This window comes from Streptomyces inhibens, assembly GCF_003389455.1.
GTDB lineage: Bacteria > Actinomycetota > Actinomycetes > Streptomycetales > Streptomycetaceae > Streptomyces > Streptomyces inhibens.
Genome location: NZ_QUAC01000360.1, coordinates 1 through 4,818 on the forward strand (window position 1 = coordinate 1; position 4,818 = coordinate 4,818).

Consider the following 4,818-nt stretch of genomic DNA (forward strand, 5'->3'; position numbering starts at 1 on the left):
CGCCGCGGGGCCGCCGCACGGCCCGTCCGTGGCGCGCGCCGCGGCCCGCGCGGTCCTGGAGGACGCCGCCCGCCTCGACCCGCCGCTCGTGCTCGACTACCTGGCCCTGGTCGACCCGTCCGACTTCACCGAGATCCCGGACGCGTACGAGGGCGAGGCGATCCTCGCGGTCGCCGCCAAGGTCGGCACCACACGGCTCATCGACAACATCCGTCTCACCTTCGGCGCCCCGCGCCCGGAAACGACGGACCACCGGAGCGCGACGGCCACCGACGCATCCACTACGGAAGCCACCTCCTCCGGCGCCACCTCCCCCGGCGCACCCACCACCCCTCAAGGCCCCCTCGGAGCGACCCGATGACCGCCACCGGAACCACCACCGGCCCCGGCCCCGTATCAGGCACCGGCATACGCCTGAACGCCCCCGCCCCCGGTTGGTCCATCGAAGCGGATGTCGTCGTCGTGGGCTCGGGGGTGGCCGGGCTGACCGCCGCGCTGCGCTGCGCCGCGGCCGGCCGTCGGACCGTCGTCGTCACCAAGGCCCGCCTCGACGACGGCTCCACCCGTTGGGCGCAGGGCGGTATCGCGGCGGCCCTCGGCGACGGCGACACCCCGGAGCAGCATCTGGCCGACACCCTCGTCGCGGGCGCCGGACTGTGCGACGAGACGGCCGTACGCGCCCTGGTCACCGAAGGCCCGGACGCCGTGCACCGGCTGATCCGGACCGGCGCGCGCTTCGACACCACGCCCGGCAGCGACGAGATAGCGCTCACCCGCGAGGGCGGCCACCACCGCCGCCGTATCGCGCACGCCGGCGGCGACGCCACCGGTGCCGAGATCTCCCGCGCGCTCGTCGAAGCGGTCCGCGCCGCCGGGCTGCGCACCATCGAGAACGCGCTCGTCCTCGACCTGCTCACGGACGCCGACGGCCGTACGTCCGGCGTCACCCTGCACGTCATGGGGGAGGGCCAGCACGACGGGGTGGGGGCCGTGCACGCCCCGGCCGTGGTGCTCGCCACCGGAGGCATGGGGCAGGTCTTCTCCGCGACCACCAACCCGGCCGTCTCCACCGGCGACGGGGTCGCCCTGGCGCTGCGCGCCGGCGCTGAGATCTCCGACCTGGAATTCGTCCAATTCCACCCCACCGTCCTGTATTTGGGCCCGGAAGCGGAGGGCCAGCAGCCGCTGATCTCCGAGGCCGTACGGGGCGAGGGCGCGCATCTCGTCGACGCCGACGGCACCCGCTTCATGGCCGGCATGCATGAGCTCGCCGAGCTGGCGCCCCGCGACATCGTGGCCAAAGCGATCATGCGCCGGGCGCACGAACAGGGCGTCGGGCACATGTATTTGGACGGCCGGCACTTCGGTGCCCAGATGTGGGAGAGCCGTTTCCCGACCATCCTCGCGGCCTGCCGCAGCCATGGCATCGACCCGGTCACCGAGCCGATACCGGTCGCCCCGGCCGCGCACTACGCCTCCGGCGGCGTACGCACCGATCTGCGCGGCCGCACCACGGTCCCCGGCCTGTACGCGTGCGGCGAGGTCGCCTGCACCGGCGTCCACGGCGCCAACCGGCTCGCCTCCAACTCCCTCCTGGAGGGCCTGGTCTTCGCGGAGCGGATCGCCTCGGACATCGCCGCCTCGGACATCGCCGCCCCCGGCAGTGCCGACGGCGGCGAGCCGGAGACCTCGGCGCGCCCCACCGGGGCAGCCACCGTGTCCGGCCCCCGCACCACCCTCCCGCTCCTCGCCCCCGAGACCCGCACGGCCGTCCAGCGGATCATGACCGCCGGTGCCGGTGTGCTGCGCAGCGCCGAGAGCCTGGCCCGGGCCGCCGCCGAACTGGACGGCATCCACCGCGAGGCGAGCGCGGCGGCCGGCCAGGACGGCGCCCCCGCCCCCGGCACCGACCGCAAGGCCCCCGAACCCGGCGTGGAGGCCTGGGAGGCCACCAACCTCCTGTGTGTCGCCCGTGTTCTGGTCGCCGCCGCGCAGCGTCGCGAGGAGACCCGCGGCTGCCATTGGCGCGAGGACCACCCGGACCGGGACGATGCCTCCTGGCGCCGGCACTTCCGCATCACCCTGGACGCGGACCGCGCGCTGAGCATCCGGACCACGGAGACCGCCGACTTCCCGTCGACGGCCACCCCGTAACCAGCGATCCACCGCCCGCCAAGACAGACCGACCCCACCCCCACCCCGAATACGGAGCCCATCCCGTGAGCAGCACCTCCGACGACCTCCCCCTCCTCCAGATCGGCGGGCCCACCGGCGGCGCCCCCACCGGCGGAGGCTGCGGCGACGCCTGCGGCTGCGCCGGCGACGACGGCTCGTACGAGATCGACCCGCTGACCTGCGGCCTCGACCCCGACCTGGCCGCGCTCCTGGTGAACGCCGGGCTCGACCCCGTACAGGTCGAGGACATCGCCCATCTCGCCGTCGAGGAGGACCTCGACCAGGGCGTGGACGTCACGACCGTGGCGACCGTCCCCGAAGACGCGGTCGCCACCGGCGACTTCACCGCCCGTGAGGCCGGTACGGTCGCCGGGCTGCGGATCGCCGAGGCGGTGCTGTCCATCGTCTGCACCGACGAGTTCGCGGTCGAGCGCCACGTCGAGGACGGCGACCGGGTCGAGGCCGGCACCAAACTGCTGAGCGTCACCACCCGCACCCGCGATCTGCTCACCGCCGAGCGCAGCGCGCTGAACATCCTGTGCCGGCTCTCGGGCATCGCGACCACGACCCGGGCCTGGGCCGATGTCCTGGAGGGAACGAAGACCGAGGTGCGGGACACCCGTAAGACGACGCCGGGGCTGCGCGCCCTGGAGAAGTTCGCGGTGCGCTGCGGTGGCGGCGTCAACCACCGGATGTCGCTGTCGGACGCGGCGCTGATCAAGGACAACCACGTGGTCGCGGCGGGCGGCGTGGCCGCGGCGTTCACGGCCGTACGGAACGAGTTCCCCGGTCTGGCGATCGAGGTGGAGGTCGACCGGATCGACCAGATCCCGCCGATCCTCGCCGAGGGCGCCGATCTGATCCTGCTGGACAACTTCACCCCCGAGCAGACCCGGGAGGCCGTGGAACTGGTCGCCGGGCGCGCGATGCTGGAGTCGTCGGGCCGGCTGACCCTGGACAACGCCCGGACGTACGCCGAGACCGGCGTCGACTACCTGGCGGTGGGCGCGCTCACGCACTCCTCCCCGATCCTCGACATCGGCCTCGATCTGCGCGAGGACGAGGGCCAGGACGCCGATCTGCCCGAGGACCGCTGACCGCCATGCTGCTGACCATCGACGTAGGCCCACCCGTGGCCCCACCCACCACCCCAGGCGAGCCCTTCGTGCGTGATGTGAACCGGAGGCGGTGCGGAGCATGCTCCTGACCATCGACGTAGGAAATACCCACACCGTGCTCGGCCTCTTCGACGGTGAGGAGATCGTCGAGCACTGGCGGATCTCCACCGACGCCCGCCGCACCGCCGACGAGCTCGCCGTCCTCCTCCAGGGCCTGATGGGGATGCACCCGCTGCTCGGCGACGACCTGGGCGACGGCATCGAGGGCATCTCCATCTGCTCTACGGTGCCCTCCGTTTTGCACGAGCTGCGCGAGGTCACCCGCCGCTACTACGGGGACGTACCCGCCGTCCTGGTGGAGCCGGGCGTCAAGACGGGTGTGCCGATCCTCATGGACAACCCGAAGGAGGTCGGCGCCGACCGGATCATCAACGCCCTGGCGGCGGTCGAGCTCTACGGTGGCCCCGCGGTGGTCGTCGACTTCGGTACGGCCACCACCTTCGACGCGGTCAGTGCGCGCGGCGAGTACGTCGGCGGCGTGATCGCGCCGGGCATCGAGATCTCCGTGGACGCGCTGGGCGTCAAGGGCGCCCAGCTCCGCAAGATCGAGCTGGCCCGGCCGCGCAGCGTGATCGGCAAGAACACCGTCGAGGCGATGCAGTCCGGCATCCTTTACGGCTTCGCCGGCCAGGTCGACGGTGTGGTGCAGCGGATGGCGCGGGAGCTGGCCGAGGACCCGGACGAGGTGACCGTGATCGCCACCGGCGGCCTTGCCCCGATGGTGCTCGGCGAGTCCTCGGTGATCGACGAGCACGAGCCGTGGCTCACCCTCATCGGGCTGCGGCTGGTCTACGAGCGGAACATCGCCCGGTCCTGACGCCGCCCGGTGGTGTCGTAAGGCGGCCCGGTCGTCAGGGGGACACACACAGGCTGCCGCGCCACCATTCACGAATTAAGCGGCTTTTGTCGAAAACGGTCGTAAAGTCGCCACATGCCAATGCCAAACGGAACCCGCGGCGGCATGGCGTTCAGCGCCGATGAGTTGCGTGTGCTCCGTCGCGCCCTCGCCCATGCCCTCCAGACGACGTCCCACTCCGCCCCGCTCAGTGCCTTCGGCGCGGAGTGGTCGCAGGACATCCAGGAATATCTCCGGTTGGCCGAGGCGGTCGACGAGGCGGCCCGCGAAGGCGGCCGGCTGCGCGCCTTCCTGCTGGCCGACCTCGCCCGCTACCGCGAAGCCCTGCCCGGCTCCGCCGCCGGCTATCTCGCCCGGCTGAAGGAGGCGCTGGACACCGGGTACGTCCCCGGCCCCGACGACCTCGCCGCCCTGCGCGCGCTGCGCACCCGGCGCGCCGGGCCGGCCGAGCGCGAGCGCCGCAGCGCCCTGCTGCGCCACTGCGAGCAGCTGGCCGACATCTCCGTGCGGGTCCGGCTGCGCGCGCTGCCAGGCGGCCGCTCAGGCGCCCGAGGCGGGCGGGAACCGGAGCCCGGGAGGGAGCCGAAACCGGAGCGCAAGCCGGAGCCC

5 protein-coding genes are annotated in these 4,818 nt (G+C 73.1%); all 5 read left to right on the top strand.

Features of this window, described 5'->3' with window-relative positions; translation table 11 throughout:
- Positions 1-361, top strand: a 361-nt coding sequence (locus DY245_RS34480; RefSeq protein WP_147318405.1) for a pantoate--beta-alanine ligase, incomplete at its 5' end; no start/stop codon positions are given.
- The gene (locus DY245_RS34485) at positions 358-2,154 is read left to right on the top strand and encodes an L-aspartate oxidase (RefSeq protein ID WP_128511050.1); all 1,797 of its coding nucleotides are present in this window, start codon (positions 358-360) and stop codon (positions 2,152-2,154) included. The genes DY245_RS34480 and DY245_RS34485, both read left to right, overlap by 4 nt.
- 65 nt (positions 2,155-2,219) lie before the next feature.
- Positions 2,220-3,272 (top strand): carboxylating nicotinate-nucleotide diphosphorylase, encoded by a 1,053-nt coding sequence (gene nadC / locus DY245_RS34490; RefSeq protein ID WP_128511051.1) that lies wholly within the window; start codon positions 2,220-2,222, stop codon positions 3,270-3,272.
- A 100-nt stretch (positions 3,273-3,372) separates the two neighbouring features.
- The gene (locus DY245_RS34495) at positions 3,373-4,170 is read left to right on the top strand and encodes a type III pantothenate kinase (RefSeq protein WP_128511052.1); all 798 of its coding nucleotides are present in this window, start codon (positions 3,373-3,375) and stop codon (positions 4,168-4,170) included.
- Positions 4,171-4,284: 114 nt separating this feature from the next.
- Positions 4,285-4,818: hypothetical protein (locus DY245_RS34500; protein ID WP_425329480.1), on the top strand; the 534-nt coding region annotated here is incomplete at its 3' end.

Excerpts from the sequence above, each read along its gene's own strand:
- DY245_RS34485 (WP_128511050.1), top strand. The coding sequence starts at position 358 with ATGACCGCCACCGGAACCACCACCGGCCCCGGCCCCGTATCAGGCACC.
- DY245_RS34495 (WP_128511052.1), top strand. The coding sequence starts at position 3,373 with ATGCTCCTGACCATCGACGTAGGAAATACCCACACCGTGCTCGGCCTC.